Here is a 16,548-nt window from a genome sequence, read left to right on the forward strand (position 1 = left end):
CGTACAGGGCCACGGCATCGGCCTTGAACTCGTCCGAGTAGTCCTTCATCGCCATCGGCGGTGTTCTCGCTTCCTCCGGATCAAGCAGATCCAGTATCAGCGTGTCCACCACTCAGGGGGAGGCCCCCGCTGCTATTCCTGCGGCCTCAAGCCGCTTGAGCGGCTGTACGGCATCCCGTCGCAACTGCGCGGCGTAAGGCTCGTACTCCGGCGGTACGCACACCATTGGTGCACGTCCGACACAAGAAAGGCTGACGTCGCATGGCTCCATGGGATTGCTGTATCCCCAGCCGATCACGGCAGCGCGGCCTGCGACGACTGCAACGGTAAGCACGACCAGGGCAGTGATCACCGCCGCGCCGCGCGGGCGCATTTGCGCCAGCACCCAGAAGGCGAGGGCCAAACCTGTCACGACACCCCATGGCACGAGGTACACGGCTGGAGTCAGCACGTCGGTGACGGTCGACTCACCATCGATGAACCCTCCCAGGTGTCGTATCCAGGGGGCGGACATCGCATGCGGCATGGTCAGCCAGGCCCAGCAGCCGACCGCGGCAAGGGGCGCCGCTACGCTCCGGGGCAGGAGCACCCCCAACGACCAGCCGATGAACAACCAACCGCAGGAAATGACGAGTAGGTGCCCCACCGCGAGCCACCCGATTCCGTCGGGCAGCGTGCCGACCTCCCGCTCGGCCATGACAATCGCACCACCGACCAGGACGATCAGCAAGAACAGCACCGGGACGGCGGCTCGCATGAACTGCCGAACCGCGCCACGTCGGCTGGTCCTCCCCAGAGCACCCAGCAGACGATGGCGCCCTGCCTCCCACGCGCCGGCCGCCGCTACGGCCGTCGCTATGGCCGCGAGGCCCTGTGCGGCCAGTTCCCCGGCTTGAACGCCGTATCCCGACGGTACGGTATATACGGCGCCGTCGATATACACGCCCGCGAAGATTCAGAATGGGAAGCACGAGCCAGGGCGCAGAGGAGGCCCGGAGATTGGCCCAGGTGATCCTCATTCGGCAGCCTCCAGGAGCGACGCATAGGCGCTCTCCAGACGTCGGCCGGGGGCGCAGTCCGGGGCGGCATGGCCGGCGAATGCGTTGACGGTTCCCCTGAACCTCGGCTTTCCCGCTTCGAGGACCACGACCTCGTCGAAGGACTCGTCGAGGTCGCCGATGTCGTGGGTCGAGACGATCACATGCACCGTGCCGCGCAGGGAGACCAGCAGGTCGAGGAAGCGGCGACGCTGGCTCGGGTCGAGGCCGACGGTCGGCTCGTCAAGGAGCAGCAACTCGGCGTCGTGGACGAGTGCCTGCGCAATCGCGATGCGCTGCTGCTGGCCGCCGGACAGGGATGTGATCTTGCTCTGGCTCTTCTCGGTAAGACCGACGCGTTCGATCGCCGCGGCCGCCGCGTGCCATGCCTCGCGCTCTCGCATGCCCTTGAGCCAACCCACGTAGGCCACATGCTCCCTGCACGTCATCCCGGGAAGAAACCCGGGGCGCTGCGGTAGCCAGGACACCTTGCTCCGGTAGGCGCGCAGGTCCTTACGGATCGCCGGATCGAGCGACTGATAGCGGACGCGACCGGCCTCGGCCTTGGCGGCCCCGGCGCCCAGCGCGAGGAGCGTGCTCTTGCCCGCACCGTTCGGGCCGAGGAGGACGGTGTGCCCAGGAGCGAAATCCAGGTCGAGCCCGTCCAGGACTGAACGTGATCTGCGTCCGTAACGGAAACTGCAGGACTGATAACGCAAAGGCATGAGACACCTCGAGGCCGGAAAGGGAGAACCTCCCCCGCAGACGTCGCCACGCTTTGCGGGCGCGCTCCGGGGGAGGCGAGGAAATGACGCTCAGTAAATGGTCGTGATCGACGCGACCCAGACATGCACACCCACAAGGGCCCCATTGACATCGAAGTAGTAGGAACCGGAACCATGGTCCTCCCACCACCCGGAAGACGTCCCGCCACTGAAGCACTTCGAAAATGCCTGAGCCGAGTAATACGCGTCCGGCGCGAGCTTCCTATTCTTGAAAAGGGTGACTGCCGCCCTCTTGTTGGTGTAGTCATCCGTGCAACCGGAGAACTTGATGTTCGTCCTACCGCCGTCGTCGTCCCAGCGACGGGACTCATAGCCTGGACCAGCCCCCGTCAAGTGGCCGGTCCAGCTGGATGCCTGGGCGGGAGCGGCGATGAAGCCCAGGACGGCGGCGGCACCCAACGCCACCGCGCCTACGCGACGGCGGATTCGCGGGAGGCAGTCAGACGCAGACGGCTGGATCTCATGTCTGACCTCCGTAGTTGGAACGTGCAACCAAGGCGAGCAATCGCACACATGATCCACACACGAAGAGCACGTGAACAACAGGATCGGTATTTCCAGACAGACATTGGCCTGATCCTTCATTCGGCCCAACGCTTGTCCGCCCCGCCTTCCCGCTCCCACGTCACGAGCGTCCCACCCCCCGTACGCTCGTACGCATGACGACTGACGTACCCCTCCCCGCCCCCGGCCGCGAGATCCAGACGCTCGACGCCCTCTCCCCCGAGCAGGCGGAAGCCGTCTCCGGGCTCCTCGCCGAGGCGGCCGTCTCCGACGGCAGGCAGGCCGTGTCCGAGCAGGGGCGGTTGCAGTTGCGGGGCGGGCACCGGGAAGGCGTGCGGCACTTCCTGCTGAGCGCGGGCGGCGTGCTGGCCGGGTACGCGCAGCTGGAGGACACCGACCCCGTGGAGGCTCCGGCCGCCGAGCTCGTCGTGCATCCCTCGCACCGGGGGCACGGGCACGGGCGGGCGCTCGGGGCGGCGCTGCTGGCCGCCACCGGGAAGCGGCTGCGGGTGTGGGCGCACGGCGGCAGGTCCGCGGCGCGCCATCTCGCGCAGGTGCTCGGCCTCTCGCTCTTCCGCGAACTGCGCCAGCTGCGGCGGCCGTTGAGCCCGCTGAACATCGCGGAGCCGGTGCTGCCGCCGGGCGTCACGGTCCGTGCGTTCGTCCCCGGCCAGGACGACGCCGCCTGGCTGGCCGTGAACCGCGCCGCCTTCGCCCACCACCCCGAGCAGGGCTCGCTGACCCAGCGCGACCTCGACGACCGCAAGGCCGAGCCCTGGTTCGACCCGAAGGGCTTCTTCCTCGCCGAGCGCTCCACCGATGACGGCAGCACCGAGCTGCTCGGCTTCCACTGGACGAAGGTGCACGCCGAGGAGCAGCTCGGTGAGGTGTACGTGGTCGGCATCCGGCCCGACGCGCAGGGCGGCGGCCTGGGCAAGGCGCTCACCGCGATCGGGCTGCGCCACCTCGCCGCCGAGGGCCTGCCGACCGCGATGCTCTACGTCGACGCGGACAACACCGCGGCCGTGACGGTGTACGAGCGGATGGGTTTTGTCACCCACGAGGTCGACCTGATGTACCGCACGGAGTCCTGACCCCACGACTCGCTTCGGGGCGGCGTCGCTTGACGCCGCCCCTTCCTTACGCCACTCTTTCACTACTCAATTAGTGAAAGGGGTAAAGATGGCCGAGTCCGCAGCGGTCGAGTTCCGCATCGACCGGCGCAGCGGCGTCGCCACGTACCTCCAGATCGTCCAGCAGACCAAGCAGGCCCTGCGCCTGGGTCTGCTGGAGCCGGGCGATCGGCTGCCGACCGCGCGGGAGGTGGTCGAGGCGACCGCGATCAACCCGAACACCGTGCTCAAGGCCTACCGGGAGCTGGAGCGCGAAGGGCTCGTCGAGGCCCGGCGCGGGCTCGGCACCTTCGTCACCCGGACCCTCGGCGGCGCGGCGGCCGCCGACGACTCCCCGCTGCGCGCCGAACTCGCCGGCTGGACGAGCCGGGCACGTGCCGCCGGTCTCGACCGGGACGACGTGAGCGCACTCTTCACCGCCGTACTGGACAGCACATTCGAAGGGGACCAGGACCGATGACAGGGACCGCGCTGGAGGCCGACGGCCTCGGCATGAAGTACCGGAGCAGGGGCGGCGGCTGGGCGCTGCGTGACTGCTCGTTCCGGCTCCCCGCCGGCCACGTCTGCGCGCTCGTCGGGCCCAACGGGGCCGGCAAGTCCACCCTGCTCGCCCTCGCCGCGGGCTTCCTGCGGCCGGGCGAGGGGGCCGTACGGGTCCTGGGGTCGGAGCCGGCCGAGGCCCGGACCCGGATGGCCTTCGTGGCCCAGGACAAGCCGCTGTACCCGCAGTTGACGGTCGCCGAGACGCTCTGGGCGGGCGCCGAGCTGAACCCCGCCACCTGGGACCAGGACGCCGCCGAGCGCATCACGGAACCACTCCCGGCTGACGCGAGGGTCCGCGACCTGTCCGGCGGCCAGCGCACCCGGCTCGCGCTGGCCCTCGCGCTGGGCAAGCGGCCCGAACTGCTGCTGCTGGACGAGCCGATGGCCGACCTCGACCCGCTCGCCCGGCACCAGCTGATGGGCGCCCTGATGGCCGAGGCCGCCGAGTACGGCACCACCATCGTGATGTCCTCGCACATCCTCACCGAGCTGGAGGGCGCCTGCGACTACCTGCTCCTGGTCGACGGCGGCCGCATCCGCCTCGGCGGCGAGACGGACGACCTGCTCGCCGCGCACACCCTGCTCACCGGTCCCGTACAGGACCTCGCCCCGCACACCGTGGTCAAGTCCCGCACCACGGGACGGCTGCTGACCGCACTCGTACGGAAGGAGGGCCCGGTGGACATCACCGCCTGGGAGACGGCCGAGCCGTCGCTGGAGGAACTGCTGCTGGCGCATCTGCGGTCGCCCGAGGCGCCGGCGCTGCTGACGCCGAGCGCGACGGCCCGTGGGGCGGTGGCTGCCGCATGAGCACGCTCGTCGCGCCTGTCGCGCCCCGCACCACCCCGTCCGGCCCCACCCTGCGCGCCGGTGCCCGCGTCGTCGTGCTCCGGCACCGGCGGGCGCTGTGGATCGCGGGCGCACTCGCTCTGGTCTGGATCGGCACCCTGGTCGGTTTCACCCTGTGGGCCGACCACGTCGGCGACGCCTTCGCGGCCGACCCCTGTACGGCGCAGTCGGCCGACCACGCCTGCAATGAGCGGCTCCGGGAGTTCAGCGACTCCATGCACCTCTTCAGCACAGTGCTGAAGAACGCGGGACTCGCCCTGACCGTCCTGCCCGCGCTCGTCGCCGCGTTCGTCGCGGGCCCGATGATCGCCAGGGAGTTCGAGAGCGGTACGTACAAGCTCTCCTGGACGCAGTCGGTGTCCCCCGCCCGCTGGCTCCTGGCCGAACTCGCCGTTCCGGCCGCGCTGCTGGTCGCGGGGGTGTCCGTCCTGTCCGCCGTCTTCGCCTGGGCACGGGCGCAGGCCGGCGAGGAGTACCCGGTCGGCCAGTTCGAGCACACCGCCTTCGGCGCGATGGGAACAGCACCCGTCGCGTACGCCCTGCTCGGGCTCGCTCTCGGCGCGCTCGCCGGACTCCTGACGCGCCGCACCGTGCCCGCGATGTCCGCGGCCGTGCTCGCCACCGCCGCGGTGGGCGTGACGCTGAACCGGGTACGCAGCGGGCTGTGGCCGCTGAGCACGCAGACCAGCACCGGGACGTCGTACGTGCCACAGGTCCCCGACGACGCGTGGATCAGCGAGACCGGACGGATCACCGGCGACGGCACCCGCCTGCCGTTCGGCACGTGCTGGGAGGCCGGACCCGAAGTGGACCGCTGTCTCGCGGGCCACGGCGTCACCGGCTACTACATCGACTACCACCCCGTCTCCCACTTCTGGCCCCTCCAGCTCGTCGAGACCGGCATCCTGCTCGTCCTCGCCGCCGCCGCGGTCGCGCTCGCCTTCCGGGTGCTGCGCCGCCGCCACGGCTGAGCCGCCGACGGCCGTGCCCGGGGGCCGCGACCCCGGGCACGGCCGCGCCCAACCCCGTACGCACCCCACACACGGCCGCTCACCGCTTCCTGCACGTCATGTCGTCGTTACCGGGCATTCAGACGCCCTTGCGACCCTCTCAGGATGCAGCCAGCTGTGCCGACCCCCCGCAACGGGCGAAATCCCGGCGGAACGCGCCCCGACCGCGCCGCCTCCGCGATCTCGTCCTCCTCCGACGCGCCCCCTGAGCGCTCCGCGCGGAACAATGGGCTCATGAGCCAGCAGCCCAGCTCCGAGGTCCCGGTCCAGCCCGCCGCCCAGCCCTCCGTCGGCTCCCTCGCCGCACACCGGCCGCACGCCGTCGCCTCCCCCTCGTCCAGGGGGGCCGGTCTGTCCACCGCGGCGGATCTCGATCCCGACATCGACGCGGACGCCGACGCGTACGAACCCGATGTGGACGGGGACGAACTGCCCCAGGGCCGGTTCCTGGACCGGGAACGCAGTTGGCTCGCGTTCAACGAACGTGTTCTGGAACTCGCCGAGGACCCCGCCACACCCCTCCTCGAACGGGCTAATTTCCTCGCCATCTTCGCCTCGAACCTGGACGAGTTCTTCATGGTCCGGGTGGCCGGCCTCAAGCGCCGCATCGCGACCGGGGTCGCCACCCGGTCCGCGTCCGGTCTCCAGCCCCGCGAGGTCCTGGACCTGATCTGGACCCGCTCGCGCGAACTCATGGCCCGGCACGCCGCCTGCTACCAGCAGGACGTCGCCCCCGCCCTGTCCGACGAGGGCATCCAGCTGATCCGCTGGCCGGAGCTGACCGAGAAGGAGCAGGGCCGCCTGTTCACCTTCTTCCGACAGCGCGTCTTCCCCGTCCTCACCCCCCTCGCCGTGGACCCGGCGCACCCCTTCCCGTACATCTCCGGCCTCTCGCTCAACCTCGCCGTCGTCGTGCGCAACCCGGTCAGCGGCCACCGCCACTTCGCCCGGGTCAAGGTGCCGCCGCTGCTGACCCGCTTCCTGGAGGCCTCGCCGCAGCGCTACGTGCCCATAGAGGACGTCATCGCGGCCCACCTGGAGGAGCTGTTCCCGGGCATGGAGGTGCTGGCGCACCACATGTTCCGGGTCACCAGGAACGAGGACCTGGAGGTCGAGGAGGACGACGCGGAGAACCTTCTCAAGGCCCTGGAGAAGGAGCTCATGCGGCGCCGCTTCGGCCCGCCGGTCCGCCTGGAGGTCGAGGAGTCCATCGACCCGTACGTGCTGGACCTGCTGGTCCGCGAGCTGAAGGTGTCCGACGCCGAGGTCTACCCGCTGCCGGGACCGCTCGATCTGACCGGCCTGTTCGGCATGGCGTCGCTGGAGCGGCCCGAGCTGAAGTTCCCCAGGTTCATCGCCGGCACCCACCGCGACCTCGCCGAGGTGGAGTCCGCGTCCGCCCCGGACATCTTCGCCGCCCTGCGCGAACGCGATGTGCTGCTGCACCACCCGTACGACTCCTTCTCCACCTCCGTCCAGGCCTTCCTGGAACAGGCGGCGGGCGACCCGGACGTCCTCGCGATCAAGCAGACCCTGTACCGGACCTCGGGCGACTCGCCGATAGTGGACGCCCTCATCGACGCCGCCGAATCCGGCAAGCAGGTCCTCGTCCTCGTCGAGCTCAAGGCCCGCTTCGACGAGCAGGCCAACATCAAGTGGGCGCGCAAGCTGGAGGAGGCGGGCTGCCACGTCGTCTACGGGCTCGTCGGCCTCAAGACGCACTGCAAGCTCTCCCTCGTCGTCCGCGAGGAGGGCGACACCCTGCGCCGCTACTCGCACGTCGGCACCGGCAACTACCACCCCAAGACGGCCCGGCTCTACGAGGACCTCGGCCTGCTCACCGCCGACCCGCAGGTCGGCGCGGACCTCTCCGACCTCTTCAACCGGCTCTCCGGCTACTCCCGCCGCGAGACCTACCGCCGCCTGCTCGTCGCCCCCAAGTCGCTGCGCGACGGCCTGATCGCCCGAATCGCCAAGGAGGTGACGCACCATCGGGCCGGCCGCCCCGCCTACGTACGGATCAAGGTCAACTCGATGGTCGACGAGGCGGTCATCGACGCCTGCTACCGGGCCGCGCAGGCCGGGGTGCCGGTCGACATCTGGGTGCGCGGCATCTGCGCGATCCGCCCCGGCGTCGCCGGTCTCTCCGAGAACATACGGGTCCGCTCGGTCCTCGGCCGCTTCCTCGAACACTCCCGGGTCTTCTCCTTCGGCAACGGCGGCGAACCCGAAGTCTGGTTCGGCAGCGCCGACATGATGCACCGCAACCTCGACCGCCGCATCGAGGCCCTGGTACGGGTCACCGACCCCGCCCACCGGGCCGCGCTCAGCCGCCTCCTGGAGACCGGCATGGCCGACACCACCTCCTCCTGGCACCTGGGCCCCGACGGGAACTGGACCCGGCACTCCGTCGACGCGGACGGCCGGCCCCTGCGGCACGTACAGGAAATGCTCATTGACGCCCGGAGGCGCCGGCGTGCGACGCCCTGACCACCAGACCCAGGCCGGCCCGACCGGCGCGGCCGGCACCACCGGCGTGAGCGCCGGAGCGGTGCTCGGCCCTTACCTGCGCACCCAGGCCGCGGACTTCCTGCGCAGCCTGCGCCTGCACCGCGAGAACACCGCCCCCACGGACGCCGGTTCCCGCGCCGCCGAGCAGGCCGCCGCGGCGCTGCGCCGCTCGTCGCGCCGGATCGGCTCCACCCTGCGCACCTTCCGCGCGGCGCTCGACCCGCTCTGGGCCGAGCAGCTGCGCACCGAACTGGCCTGGCTGTCCGGCACGCTCGCCCGCGAGCACACGTACGCGGACCGGCTGACCCGGCTCCTCGAAGCGCTGCACGGGCTGTCCGGCGACCCCGCACTCCCCGCCGCCCGCACCTCCGGGGAGCCCGCCGGCGAGGGGCGCCCGGTCCTCGGTGTCGGGGCGGCGCGCGCCGGAGCGCTGCTGGAGCGGCAGCTGACCCTCGCCCGGACCCGCGCCCACTCCGCCGCCCTCCAGGCGCTGGGCTCCGCCCGCTTCCACGCGGTGGCCGACGCGGTCGCCCTGCTCGCCACCGAGGTGCCGCTCTCCGCCGCGGCGGCCGGTCCCGCCGGTGAGCTGCTGAGCGGCCCCGCGGACCTGGCGGAGCAGCGGCTGCTCGGCGCGGTGGCGGCGCTGCCGTCGGACGAGTCGGCCGAGCCGTACAACGAGGCACACGACGCGCCCTGGCACCAGACCCGGCTGCTGCTGCGGCTGCACCGGTACGCCCTTGAGGTGGTGCGCGGCGCCCCCGATCCGGTCCTGGCCGCCCCCGGGCACGCGCTCGATCTGCACCGGGACGCGGTGGAGGCGGCCGGTGCGGCGGCCACGGCCGCCCGTACGCCGAGGATCGCGCCCGCGACCGCGTACGCCCTCGGTGTCCTGCACGCCGACCAGCGCCACGAGGTGGAGGGGGCGCGCGCGGTGTTCCGGGAGAGCTGGCCGTACGCGACGACGGGCGCGGTCCGGTCGTGAACGGCACGGTGCGGGCGGCGGGCTGCGTGCTGTGGCGCCGCCCGCCCGCCCCTGCCGGGGGCGTGCAGCTGTGCCTCGTGCACCGGCCGCGTTACGACGACTGGTCGTTCCCCAAGGGCAAGCTGAAGCGCGGCGAGTCCCTTCGGGAGGCGGCGGTCCGCGAGGTCCTGGAGGAGACGGGCCACCACTGTGTGCCGGGGGCCGTGCTGCCCATGGTCCGGTACGTCGCGAACGGCCGCCCGAAGGAGGTCACGTACTGGTCCGCCCAGGCCACGGCGGGCTCCTTCGTCCCGAACAGCGAGGTGGACGGCGTGCTGTGGCTGCCGCCGGACGCCGCCCGCGCCCGCCTGTCGCAGGACCGCGACCGCGAGGTGCTGGACGCGGCGCTGGGGACGTTGCCGGGCGCGTAGGGCGGCCCACCAGCCCGTCCGGCGTTTGAGGACGGAACCGACGCCCACGGCCGGGCCGCCCACGCGTGCGTGCCGCCCGCCGCGCCCGGAACCCAAGGGCCCGCCACGGTTCACCCCCCGTTCACCCACCCCCGCAAACCACGTCACCTGTTCTGCCTAATTTCAGACCTACCGGGTGCAGCGATCAGCCACTGCACCACTCGCGTCGCACGCCGCCCGCAACAGCAGCCGCGGCGGCTCCTGGAAGGAACACCCGAAAGTGAAGCTTCAGCGCAAGAACCGGCTTCGTGCCACCGCGCTCGGTGCCCTCGCCGTCTCCGGCGCCCTGGTCCTCACGGCGTGCGGTTCGGACGACAACAGCGGCGACACCTCCGCCACCGGCGGCACCAAGACGAAGGCCGCGTCCAACGTCGCGTGCGACGGCGCCAAGGGCCAGCTGCGCGCCTCCGGCTCCAGCGCGCAGAAGAACGCCATGGACCTCTGGGTCAAGGAGTACATGGCCGCCTGCTCCGGCGTGGAGATCAACTACAACTCCTCCTCGTCCGGCGAGGGCATCGTCGCCTTCAACCAGGGCACCGTCGGCTTCGCCGGCTCCGACTCGGCGCTGAAGCCCGAGGAGGTCGCCGACTCCAAGAAGGTCTGCAAGACCGGCCAGGGCATCAACCTCCCGATGGTCGGCGGCCCGATCGCGGTCGGCTTCCACCTCGAAGGCGTCGACAGCCTGACGCTGGACGCCCCCACCCTCGCCAAGATCTTCGACACGAAGATCAAGAAGTGGAACGACGAGGCGATCGCCAAGCTCAACCCCGACGCCAAGCTCCCGGACAAGGCGATCCAGCCCTTCCACCGCTCGGAGGACTCCGGCACCACGCAGAACCTGGGCAAGTACCTGGGCGCCGCGGCCCCGTCCGACTGGAAGTACGAGGCCGAGAAGAAGTGGCCGGCCCCCGGTGGCCAGGCCGCGTCCGGCTCCTCCGGCGTCGCCACCCAGGTCAAGCAGGTCGACGGCTCGATCGGCTACTTCGAGCTGTCCTACGCCACCTCGCAGCAGCTCAGCACGGTCGACATCGACACGGGCGGCTCCGCCCCGGTCAAGGCGTCCTCCGAGAACGCCTCGAAGGCCATCGCCGCCGCCAAGGTCAAGGGCACCGGCAAGGACCTGGCGCTCGACCTCGACTACACCACCAAGGCCGACGGCGCCTACCCGCTGGTCCTGGTCACGTACGAGGTCGTCTGCGACACCGGCAACAAGGCCGACACCCTCGGCACGGTCAAGTCCTTCCTGACCTACACCGCCTCCGAGGACGGCCAGAAGCTCCTCACCGAGGCCGGCTACGCCCCGATCCCCGCGGAGATCAACGCCAAGGTCCGCGAGACCGTCGCCGGCCTCTCGTAACGAGAACAACGCGCACAGCACGTACGAAGCAACCGGCGGCCGGTCCGGGACACCCCTCCGGACCGGCCCGCCACCAGCCCATCCGGTGCACCGCCGCCAGGGGAGCCCCCGCTCCCCCACACAGACCGGAAAGACCATGGCTTCCACCACACCACAGATACAGACCCCGCCGGCCGGGCGGTCCCGCCCCCGGTCCACGGGCCGCGCCGGGGACCGGATCTTCCTCGGCCTCTCACGCGGCTCGGGCATCCTGCTCCTGGTGATCATGGCGTCGATCGCCGTGTTCCTCGGCTACCGCGCCGCGGTCGCCATCTCCGAGGACGAGGGCAACTTCCTCACCACCTTCGACTGGAACCCGGCCGGTGACCCGCCCGTCTTCGGCATCGCCGTCCTGCTCTTCGGCACCGTCGTCAGCTCCGTCATCGCGATGGTCATCGCGGTCCCGGTCGCCGTCGGCATCGCCCTGTTCATCTCGCACTACGCCCCGCGCAAGCTGGCCGGCGTGATCGCGTACGTCATCGACCTGCTCGCCGCGGTGCCCAGCATCGTCTACGGCATCTGGGGAGCCCTCGTCCTGGTGCCGTACCTGGAGGGGCTGAACCTCTGGCTCGACCAGTTCTTCGGCTGGACGTACGTCTTCGAGAAGACCGAGATCGGGGTCGCCCGCTCGCTGTTCACCGTCGGCATCCTGCTCGCGGTCATGATCCTGCCGATCGTGACCAGCGTCAGCCGCGAGGTCTTCCTCCAGGTCCCCCGGATGAACGAGGAGGCCGCCCTCGCCCTCGGCGCGACGCGCTGGGAGGTCATCCGCCTCTCGGTCCTGCCGTTCGGCCGCTCCGGCGTGATCTCCGCCTCGATGCTGGGCCTGGGCCGCGCACTCGGCGAGACGATGGCCGTCGCCACGGTCCTGTCGCCGAGCTTCCTCGTCTCGCTGCACGTGCTCAACCCGGGCGGCGGGACGTTCGCCCAGAACATCGCCGCGAAGTTCGGCGAGGCCGACGCGTTCGGGCGGGACGCCCTGATCGCCTCCGGCCTGGTCCTCTTCGTCCTCACCCTGCTGGTCAACGGCGCGGCGCGGCTCATCATCGCCCGCCGCAAGGAGTACTCGGGGGCCAACGCATGAGCCACGCCACCACCGGCGTCCAGGAACACCCGACGCCCGCACCGCCCGCGCCGACGAGCAGCCTCAGCAGCCGCACCCTGCCCCGCCTCGCCCCGCTCGGCTTCGCCGCCGTCGCGGTCGCCCTGGGCGTCGGCGCCGGCCTCGCCGCCGGCTGGCAGAGCCGCGTCCAGTGGGGCCTGATCTCCGCGCTGCTCTTCCTGGTGATCTCGTACGTCACCACCAGCGTCGTCGAGAACCAGCGCCAGGCCAGGGACCGCCTCGCCACCAGCCTGGTGTGGGTCTGCTTCCTGCTCGCCGTCGTCCCGCTCGCCTCGCTGCTCTGGACCACCATCAGCCGCGGCTCCGAGCGCCTGGACTTCTACTTCCTGACCCACTCCATGGCCGGCGTCCTCGGCCCCGAGGCCGGGGGCGGCGTCTACCACGCCCTGATCGGCACCCTGGAGCAGGTCGGCATCGCCACCCTGATCTCCGCCCCGCTCGGCCTGCTCACGGCGGTCTACCTGGTGGAGTACGGCAAGGGCGCGCTCGCCAAGGCCGTCACCTTCTTCGTCGACGTGATGACCGGCATCCCGTCCATCGTGGCCGGTCTGTTCATCCTGTCGATCATGCTGCTCGCGGGCCTGGAGCCGTCCGGCCTGATGGGCGCGCTCGCCCTGACGATCCTGATGATCCCGGTCGTGGTCCGCTCCACCGAGGAGATGCTCAAGCTCGTGCCGAACGAGCTCCGCGAGGCGTCCCTCGCCCTCGGCATCCCGAAGTGGCGCACGATCCTGAAGGTGGTCCTGCCGACCGCGATCGGCGGCATCGCGACCGGCGTCATGCTCGCCGTCGCCCGCATCGCCGGGGAGACCGCGCCGATCATCCTGCTGGTCTTCGGCAGTCAGCTGATCAACACGAACCCCTTCGAAGGCGCCCAGTCGTCACTGCCGTTCTACATCTACGAGCAGTACAAGGTCGGCGAGACCGCCTCCTACGACCGCGCCTGGGCCGCGGCCCTGGTCCTGATCGCCTTCGTCATGATCCTCAACCTGGTGGCCCGCGGCATCGCCCGCTGGAAGGCCCCGCAGACCGGCCGCTAGGCCCGGCGGAAAGCAGCAGTGATTCAGATGGCCAAGCGCATAGACGTCAGCGGACTGTCGGCCTACTACGGCAGCCACAAGGCGATCGACGACATCTCCATGACCGTGGAGCCCCGCTCGGTGACCGCCTTCATCGGCCCGTCCGGCTGCGGCAAGTCCACCTTCCTGCGCACCCTGAACCGGATGCACGAGGTCACCCCCGGCGGCCGCGTCGAGGGCAAGGTGCTCCTGGACGACGAGAACCTGTACGGGACGAACGTCGACCCGGTCACCGTGCGCCGCACGGTCGGCATGGTCTTCCAGCGCCCGAACCCGTTCCCCACCATGTCGATCTTCGACAACGTCGCGGCCGGCCTGCGGCTCAACGGCTCGTACCGCAAGAGCGCCCTGACCGACATCGTCGAGAAGTCGCTGCGCGGCGCGAACCTGTGGAACGAGGTCAAGGACCGGCTGAACAAGCCCGGCTCCGGTCTCTCCGGCGGTCAGCAGCAGCGCCTGTGCATCGCCCGCGCCATCGCGGTCGAGCCGGACGTGCTGCTGATGGACGAGCCGTGCTCCGCGCTCGACCCGATCTCCACCCTCGCCATCGAGGACCTGGTCGGGGAGCTGAAGGAGCGGTTCACGATCGTCATCGTGACGCACAACATGCAGCAGGCGGCCCGTGTCTCGGACCGCACGGCGTTCTTCAACCTCGCGGCGGTCGGCAAGCCCGGCAAGCTCATCGAGATCGACGAGACGGAACGGATCTTCTCCAACCCGTCGGTCCAGGCCACCGAGGACTACATCTCCGGCCGCTTCGGCTGAGCCCGGACCGCCCCCCCCCCTGGACGGCCTTGAGGTGCTGCATGGCGGTGCCACCACAAGGCGAAGGGTCCGCCCCGCCCTCCGGGAGGAGAGCGGGGCGGACCCACACACGCATACGACCGGGGCGGCTCCGGCCTCAGCCGAACAGCAGGAAGACGATCCCGTAACTCGCGGCAGCCACCAGCGCCGCGGCCGGCATCGTGATGAACCAGCCCAGGATGATGTTCTTCGCGACGCCCCACCGCACGGCGTTCACCCGCTTCGTGGCGCCCACACCCATGATCGCCGAGGTGATCACGTGCGTCGTCGAGATCGGCGCGTGGAACAGGAACGCCGATCCGAACATGATCGACGCGCCCGTCGTCTCGGCGGCGAAGCCCTGCGGCGGGTCCAGCTCGATGATCTTCCGGCCGAGCGTACGCATGATGCGCCAGCCGCCCGCGTACGTACCCAGCGACAGCATCAGCGCGCAGACCAGCTTCACCCAGACCGGGATCGGGTCGCTCGGGGACTCCACGTCGGCGATGACCAGGGCCATCACCACGATGCCCATCGTCTTCTGCGCGTCCTGGAGGCCGTGCCCGAGCGCCATGCCGGCGGCCGAGACCGTCTGCGCGATACGGAAGCCGCGCTTGGCCTTGTGCGGGTTGGACTTCCGGAACATCCACATGATGGCGACCATCACCAGATAGCCGACCACCAGGCCGATCACCGGCGACACGAACATCGGGATGACGACCTTGTCGAGCACCCCGTCCCAGTGCACCATCGTCCCGCCGGCCAGCGCCGCGCCGACCATGCCGCCGAACAGGGCGTGCGAGGACGACGAGGGCAGCCCGAAGTACCAGGTGACGAGGTTCCAGATGACCGCGCCGACGAGCGCGGCGAAGAGGATGCCCATCCCCTTGTGACCCTCGGGCGTCGCGATCAGGCCCTCGCTGACGGTCTTGGCGACCCCACTGCCCAGGAACGCACCGGCGAGGTTCATCACCGCCGCCATCGCCAGGGCCGCACGCGGGGTCAGCGCCCGGGTGGAGACCGACGTCGCGATGGCGTTCGCCGAGTCGTGGAAGCCGTTCGTGTACGTGAAGCCGAGCGCGACGCCGATGGTCACGATCAGTACAAAGGTGTCCACGTGGTTCAGGACTCCTTGACCGCGATGGTCTCCACCGTGTTCGCGACGTGCTCGAACGCGTCGGCAGCCTCTTCCAGCACATCCACGATCTGCTTCAGCTTCAGCACCTCTATGGCGTCGTACTTGCCGTTGAAGAGGTGGGCGAGCAGCTTGCGGTGGATCTGGTCGGCCTGGTTCTCCAGACGATTGACCTCGATCCAGTACTCGGTGAGGTTGTCCATGGTGCGCAGACCCGGCATGGCCTCGGCGGTGAGTTCGGCCGCCCGCGCCAGCACCTCGACCTGCTGCTCCACACCCTTGGGAAGCTGATCGATCTGGTACAGCACGACCAGGTCGACGGCCTCCTCCATGAAGTCCATGATGTCGTCGAGCGACGACGCGAGGTTGTAAATGTCCTCACGGTCGAACGGCGTAATGAAGGAGGAGTTCAGCTGGTGGAAGATCGCGTGGGTCGCGTCGTCCCCCGCGTGCTCCGCTGCCCGCATACGCTCCGCGATCTCGACTCGGGAGGCAGAATCCGCCCCGAGCAGTTCCATCAGGAGTTTCGAGCCCGTGACGATGTTGTCCGCGGACGCGGAGAACATGTCGTAGAAGCTCGTCTCCCTGGGGGTCAGACGAAAGCGCACGTGGGGTCCTCGGGGTGCTTTGGATTCGGTCAGGCTGATGCTAGGCGCATCATCCGGCCACGGCTAACCGGCATTCTTCAGTGTCGCGCATCAGGCACAGTGATCAGCACGGGGCCCCGGTCACGTTTCAGCTGAATTCGTTAGGATATACCCGCCAGGGGTATATAAACGGCAGGGTAAAGGGAAAACGGGAGACAGCAATGACGACCACCGAGGCCACGGGGACACACCCCTCACCGGACGCGGCGTCCGGCACCGACCCGGCGGACGCCACGGCCCCCGTGGAAGCGATCGTGACCGATCACGACCGGGGAATACACGGCTACCACCACCAGAAGGCCGAGCACCTCAAACGCCTGCGCCGCATCGAGGGCCAGATCCGCGGCCTCCAGCGCATGGTCGACGAGGACGTCTACTGCATCGACATACTCACCCAGGTCTCGGCGTCCACCAAGGCGCTCCAGTCCTTCGCGCTCCAGCTCCTGGAGGAGCACCTGCGGCACTGCGTCGCCGACGCGGCCGTCAAGGGCGGCGACGAGGTCGACGCGAAGGTCGAGGAGGCCACCAAGGCCATCGCCCGCCTGCTGCGCACCTGATACCCGGCCGCCCCCGCCGCTTCGA

At 70.2% G+C, this 16,548-nt stretch carries 16 protein-coding genes; 12 read left to right on the forward strand and 4 right to left on the reverse strand.

The genetic code is table 11. The features are described from left to right. Window positions 1–112: 112 nt before the first annotated feature. Both E6P78_RS29685 and E6P78_RS29690 read right to left on the reverse strand, forming a co-directional pair. Window positions 113–943 carry a hypothetical protein gene (locus E6P78_RS29685; RefSeq protein ID WP_136206727.1) on the reverse strand — a complete coding sequence of 277 codons (831 nt, stop codon included), beginning with the start codon at window positions 941–943 and terminating at the stop codon, window positions 113–115. A 72-nt stretch (window positions 944–1,015) separates the two neighbouring features. Continuing rightward, window positions 1,016–1,762 (reverse strand): ATP-binding cassette domain-containing protein, encoded by a 747-nt coding sequence (locus E6P78_RS29690; protein WP_136206728.1) that lies wholly within the window; start codon window positions 1,760–1,762, stop codon window positions 1,016–1,018. A 719-nt stretch (window positions 1,763–2,481) separates the two neighbouring features. On the opposite strand from E6P78_RS29690, the gene mshD reads away from it, so the two are divergent. The 11 genes from mshD (at window position 2,482) to pstB (ending at window position 14,166) form a co-directional block, all read left to right on the forward strand. Further along, window positions 2,482–3,420 carry a mycothiol synthase gene (gene mshD, locus E6P78_RS29700; protein WP_136206730.1) on the forward strand — a complete coding sequence of 313 codons (939 nt, stop codon included), beginning with the start codon at window positions 2,482–2,484 and terminating at the stop codon, window positions 3,418–3,420. An 88-nt stretch (window positions 3,421–3,508) separates the two neighbouring features. Next, window positions 3,509–3,919: a GntR family transcriptional regulator gene (locus E6P78_RS29705; RefSeq protein WP_136206731.1), complete on the forward strand. Its 411-nt coding sequence runs from the start codon at window positions 3,509–3,511 to the stop codon at window positions 3,917–3,919. Next, window positions 3,916–4,812 carry an ABC transporter ATP-binding protein gene (locus tag E6P78_RS29710; protein WP_136206732.1) on the forward strand — a complete coding sequence of 299 codons (897 nt, stop codon included), beginning with the start codon at window positions 3,916–3,918 and terminating at the stop codon, window positions 4,810–4,812. The genes E6P78_RS29705 and E6P78_RS29710 overlap by 4 nt, the downstream gene beginning before the upstream one ends. Then, window positions 4,809–5,822 (forward strand): hypothetical protein, encoded by a 1,014-nt coding sequence (locus E6P78_RS29715; protein ID WP_136206733.1) that lies wholly within the window; start codon window positions 4,809–4,811, stop codon window positions 5,820–5,822. Before E6P78_RS29710 ends, E6P78_RS29715 begins: the two co-directional genes overlap by 4 nt. A gap of 273 nt (window positions 5,823–6,095) precedes the next feature. Then, on the forward strand, window positions 6,096–8,351 hold the full coding sequence (locus E6P78_RS29720) for an RNA degradosome polyphosphate kinase (RefSeq protein ID WP_136206734.1): 2,256 nt from the start codon (window positions 6,096–6,098) through the stop codon (window positions 8,349–8,351). Then, window positions 8,338–9,354 (forward strand): CHAD domain-containing protein, encoded by a 1,017-nt coding sequence (locus E6P78_RS29725; protein WP_240799422.1) that lies wholly within the window; start codon window positions 8,338–8,340, stop codon window positions 9,352–9,354. Before E6P78_RS29720 ends, E6P78_RS29725 begins: the two co-directional genes overlap by 14 nt. Then, window positions 9,351–9,764, forward strand: coding sequence for an NUDIX hydrolase (locus E6P78_RS29730; RefSeq protein ID WP_136206736.1), 414 nt, complete (start codon window positions 9,351–9,353; stop codon window positions 9,762–9,764). Before E6P78_RS29725 ends, E6P78_RS29730 begins: the two co-directional genes overlap by 4 nt. Before the next feature lie 259 nt (window positions 9,765–10,023). Continuing rightward, on the forward strand, window positions 10,024–11,160 hold the full coding sequence (gene pstS / locus E6P78_RS29735; RefSeq protein ID WP_136206737.1) for a phosphate ABC transporter substrate-binding protein PstS: 1,137 nt from the start codon (window positions 10,024–10,026) through the stop codon (window positions 11,158–11,160). Window positions 11,161–11,296: 136 nt separating this feature from the next. Next, on the forward strand, window positions 11,297–12,283 hold the full coding sequence (gene pstC, locus E6P78_RS29740; protein WP_136206738.1) for a phosphate ABC transporter permease subunit PstC: 987 nt from the start codon (window positions 11,297–11,299) through the stop codon (window positions 12,281–12,283). After that, complete coding sequence (gene pstA, locus E6P78_RS29745; RefSeq protein ID WP_136206739.1) at window positions 12,280–13,362, forward strand: phosphate ABC transporter permease PstA; 1,083 nt, start codon at window positions 12,280–12,282, stop codon at window positions 13,360–13,362. The genes pstC and pstA overlap by 4 nt, the downstream gene beginning before the upstream one ends. A gap of 27 nt (window positions 13,363–13,389) precedes the next feature. Continuing rightward, entirely contained in the window at window positions 13,390–14,166 is a 777-nt protein-coding gene (gene pstB, locus E6P78_RS29750) for a phosphate ABC transporter ATP-binding protein PstB (RefSeq protein ID WP_136206740.1), read from the forward strand. Between the two features lie 136 nt (window positions 14,167–14,302). Here pstB and E6P78_RS29755 read toward each other — a convergent pair whose 3' ends face one another. Next, on the reverse strand, window positions 14,303–15,301 hold the full coding sequence (locus E6P78_RS29755; protein WP_136206741.1) for an inorganic phosphate transporter: 999 nt from the start codon (window positions 15,299–15,301) through the stop codon (window positions 14,303–14,305). Window positions 15,302–15,306: 5 nt separating this feature from the next. After that, window positions 15,307–15,927, reverse strand: a complete 621-nt coding sequence (locus E6P78_RS29760) for a DUF47 family protein (RefSeq protein ID WP_026242618.1) — start codon at window positions 15,925–15,927, stop codon at window positions 15,307–15,309. 200 nt (window positions 15,928–16,127) lie between these two features. Between E6P78_RS29760 and E6P78_RS29765 the strand changes: the two genes are divergently transcribed. Then, complete coding sequence (locus tag E6P78_RS29765; RefSeq protein ID WP_136206742.1) at window positions 16,128–16,523, forward strand: metal-sensitive transcriptional regulator; 396 nt, start codon at window positions 16,128–16,130, stop codon at window positions 16,521–16,523. Window positions 16,524–16,548 lie beyond the last annotated feature (25 nt).

The organism is Streptomyces sp. A0958, assembly GCF_004795035.1.
In the GTDB taxonomy this organism is placed as follows: domain Bacteria; phylum Actinomycetota; class Actinomycetes; order Streptomycetales; family Streptomycetaceae; genus Streptomyces.

What these genes read in the sequence shown, in the direction of transcription:
- E6P78_RS29690 (WP_136206728.1), bottom strand. Translation starts at nt 1,762, where the DNA reads ATGCCTTTGCGTTATCAGTCCTGCAGTTTCCGTTACGGACGCAGATCA.
- mshD (WP_136206730.1), top strand. Translation starts at nt 2,482, where the DNA reads ATGACGACTGACGTACCCCTCCCCGCCCCCGGCCGCGAGATCCAGACG.
- E6P78_RS29705 (WP_136206731.1), top strand. Translation starts at nt 3,509, where the DNA reads ATGGCCGAGTCCGCAGCGGTCGAGTTCCGCATCGACCGGCGCAGCGGC.
- E6P78_RS29710 (WP_136206732.1), top strand. Translation starts at nt 3,916, where the DNA reads ATGACAGGGACCGCGCTGGAGGCCGACGGCCTCGGCATGAAGTACCGG.
- E6P78_RS29715 (WP_136206733.1), top strand. Translation starts at nt 4,809, where the DNA reads ATGAGCACGCTCGTCGCGCCTGTCGCGCCCCGCACCACCCCGTCCGGC.
- E6P78_RS29720 (WP_136206734.1), top strand. Translation starts at nt 6,096, where the DNA reads ATGAGCCAGCAGCCCAGCTCCGAGGTCCCGGTCCAGCCCGCCGCCCAG.
- pstC (WP_136206738.1), top strand. Translation starts at nt 11,297, where the DNA reads ATGGCTTCCACCACACCACAGATACAGACCCCGCCGGCCGGGCGGTCC.
- pstA (WP_136206739.1), top strand. Translation starts at nt 12,280, where the DNA reads ATGAGCCACGCCACCACCGGCGTCCAGGAACACCCGACGCCCGCACCG.
- pstB (WP_136206740.1), top strand. Translation starts at nt 13,390, where the DNA reads ATGGCCAAGCGCATAGACGTCAGCGGACTGTCGGCCTACTACGGCAGC.
- E6P78_RS29765 (WP_136206742.1), top strand. Translation starts at nt 16,128, where the DNA reads ATGACGACCACCGAGGCCACGGGGACACACCCCTCACCGGACGCGGCG.